Raw genomic sequence first — 2,533 nt, 5'->3', positions numbered from 1 at the left:
GTTCAGCAGACGGTGGAGCCGGTGTTGTTTTGCTGCCGCCGCTGGCTTCTGGAGCACTACCGTGCGCTGCAAGGCCAGAGGAATCCGTTGGCCGATCCTCGGGATCTGCACCTGGTGGACGTGCCGTTGGCGGAGCCAGTTCACCCTGGCCAGGCCACGGCAGCGGGTGGGGCCGCCAGTTTTGCCTGGTTGACCGCTGCCTGCCGTGCGGTGCTGGCGGGGCACTGTCAGGCCCTCACCACCGCACCCATTGCCAAGCACTGCTGGCAGGCCGCTGGCCATGCCTACCCGGGACAGACCGAGCGCCTGGCCCAGCTTGCAGGGGGCGTCGAGGTGTCCATGCTGTTCACCGCCCGCTCACGCCAACGAGACTGGCGGCTTAACACCCTGCTGGCCACAACCCATCTTCCCCTCAAGCAGGCGGTCCAGATCCTGTCCCCGGCTCTGGTGCAGCGTCAACTCACCGTGCTGGAGCGTTTTTGTCGCCAGTACCATGCCCAGTCAGTTCTCAAGGTTGCGGGTCTCAATCCCCATGCAGGGGAAGCTGGCCATCTGGGCAGCGAGGAGCGGGACTGGCTGGAGCCCTGTTTGCAGGAGTGGCAGGCACTGCACCCCCACTGCACGGTTCTGGGGCCTGAGCCACCGGATACCTGCTGGCTGGATGCGGGCCTGGCCTGGCTTGGTCACGGCCACGCTGCTGACGGCTACCTGGCCCTCTACCACGACCAGGGACTGATCCCCACCAAGCTGATTGCCTTTGACGAGGCGGTCAACACCACCCTGGGACTCCCGTTCATCCGCACCTCACCGGACCACGGCACGGCGTTTTCCCTGGCGGGTCAAGGACTGGCCCGGGAGGGGAGCATGGTGGCCGCCCTGCTGGCGGCCGCGGAATTGGAGCCGTTGCCAACGCTCCGGAACCGTCCTTCACCGTGAACGGAACCAGATGTAGTAGACAACGCTGCCAAGAATAGCCACCAGGGTGAAGGCGGAGACTATACGACCCTGCGAAAAGAGACCACAGGCAAAGGCAGTGCCAAGGGCAACTGCGGTCCAGGTTCCGGCGTTCATCTTTACAGGGGTTTGAGGCGGATCAAGGGCTGGTCAAACTCCACAGGTGTGCCGTTTTCCACCAGCACTTCCACCACCTCACCGGCAACATCCGCCTCAATCTCGTTCATCAGCTTCATGGCTTCCAGGATGCAGAGGGTTTGCCCCACTTGCACCCTGTCGCCCACCTCCACAAAGGGGGGCTCCTCCGGGCCCGGAGCACGATAAAAGGTACCCACCATGGGGGCCCGCACCTCAATCAGGTCTGATCGACCGGGAGGGGCACTGGTTCTGGGGGTTGGTGGGGCAGCAGGGGCAGCAGGGGCGACCGCTGGAACCGCAGCGGGCTGGTCGCTTTGGTAGCGCCGCAACTCCAGGCGAAAATCCTTGCCTTCCAGGATGAACTCCTTGATGTCGCTGCCGCCAAGAAGGGTGAGGAGATCCTTGAGTTGACTGTGATCAAGCTGCACGATCAGTGGGAGCGGATGAAGAAGTGGAGAGAAAACGGGCCATCGAGAGCACTACTCTCTGCTCAGGTAGGTGTCGTTGCGGGTGTCGATTTTGATCCGCTCGCCGGTGCTGACGAACAGGGGCACGTTCACCTGTGCGCCTGTTTCCAGGACGGCGGGTTTGGTGCCGCCGGTAGCGGTGTCCCCCTTAACGCCGGGATCTGTTTGGGCCACTTCGAGGACCACGGTATTGGGCAACTCCACCTCCAGGGGTTTTCCGTTCCAGGACAAGATATTGACATCCATTCCCTCCTTCAGGTACTTGCACTGGCTGCCAATCTGCTGGGCAGTGAGGCGCATCTCCTCGAAGGAGTTCATGTCCATAAACACAAAGTCGTCCCCCTCCTTGTAAGTATGCTGAAAGCCGGACTTCTCTAGCACCGCCTCGGGCACCATCTCACCGGCCCGGAAGGTTTTCTCCACCACGTTTCCAGACACGACCGCCTTGAGCTTGGTGCGCACAAAGGCCGACCCCTTACCGGGTTTGACGTGGAGAAACTCAACAACACGCCAGACTTGGCCGTCAAGTTCAATGCTGGTGCCCGTACGGAAGTCATTGCTGGAAATCATCCATCACCTGTCTTGAAGCACAGGGATTCTAAGAGGCGCCCGGTGCGGGTCCCGTGTGGCAGAGTTCCTCAGCAAGCATCCCGTGGCCAGCACTGCGGCCAGATCCCATGGCGTTTCCCGGCTTTACCCCTTGTTCTCCAAGGCTTCCAGGGCTTCAGCACCGCCCATGGCGCTGGTGTTGGTCCCTGGTTCTGGCCCTGGTATTGCTGATCCCCCTTCCCCAGCCCGCTGCCGCCGCCCTGCCGGCGGGCGATCCGGTCACGGATCCCAGGGCTTTGCTGCGGGATGCACTGCCCATGGATCAGCAACAACTGCGGGACTTGCAGCACACCATGGAAGGCAGCAGCACCGATCTGCGGGCCAAGCGCTGGAGCCGCTTGACGAAGCGGGCGCAGCACCTGCAA

The 2,533-nt window shown here is 62.5% G+C and carries 3 protein-coding genes and 1 pseudogene; 2 read left to right on the top strand and 2 right to left on the bottom strand.

Annotated features, from left to right (window positions below; translation table 11 throughout):
- Positions 1-936, top strand: a 936-nt coding sequence (gene pdxA, locus FLM9_RS00975; RefSeq protein ID WP_102135445.1) for a 4-hydroxythreonine-4-phosphate dehydrogenase PdxA, incomplete at its 5' end; no start/stop codon positions are given.
- Between the two features lie 137 nt (positions 937-1,073).
- On the opposite strand, the gene accB is transcribed toward pdxA, so the two are convergent.
- The gene (gene accB / locus FLM9_RS00970; RefSeq protein ID WP_074456845.1) at positions 1,074-1,526 is read right to left on the bottom strand and encodes an acetyl-CoA carboxylase biotin carboxyl carrier protein; all 453 of its coding nucleotides are present in this window, start codon (positions 1,524-1,526) and stop codon (positions 1,074-1,076) included.
- Positions 1,527-1,571: 45 nt separating this feature from the next.
- Positions 1,572-2,129 carry an elongation factor P gene (gene efp, locus FLM9_RS00965; protein ID WP_074456844.1) on the bottom strand — a complete coding sequence of 186 codons (558 nt, stop codon included), beginning with the start codon at positions 2,127-2,129 and terminating at the stop codon, positions 1,572-1,574.
- Positions 2,130-2,236: 107 nt separating this feature from the next.
- Here efp and FLM9_RS00960 point away from each other — a divergent pair.
- A pseudogene (locus tag FLM9_RS00960) lies at positions 2,237-2,533 on the top strand (hypothetical protein); the annotation flags it as partial.

The sequence above is a fragment of the Candidatus Synechococcus spongiarum genome (genome assembly GCF_900047545.1).
Classification (GTDB): Bacteria; Cyanobacteriota; Cyanobacteriia; order PCC-6307; family Cyanobiaceae; genus Synechococcus_B; species Synechococcus_B spongiarum_C.
The sequence above is the reverse complement of the archived record's forward strand: the minus strand, read 5'-3'. Positions and strand labels throughout refer to the sequence as shown.

What these genes read in the sequence shown, in the direction of transcription:
- efp (WP_074456844.1), bottom strand. Translation starts at nt 2,129, where the DNA reads ATGATTTCCAGCAATGACTTCCGTACGGGCACCAGCATTGAACTTGAC.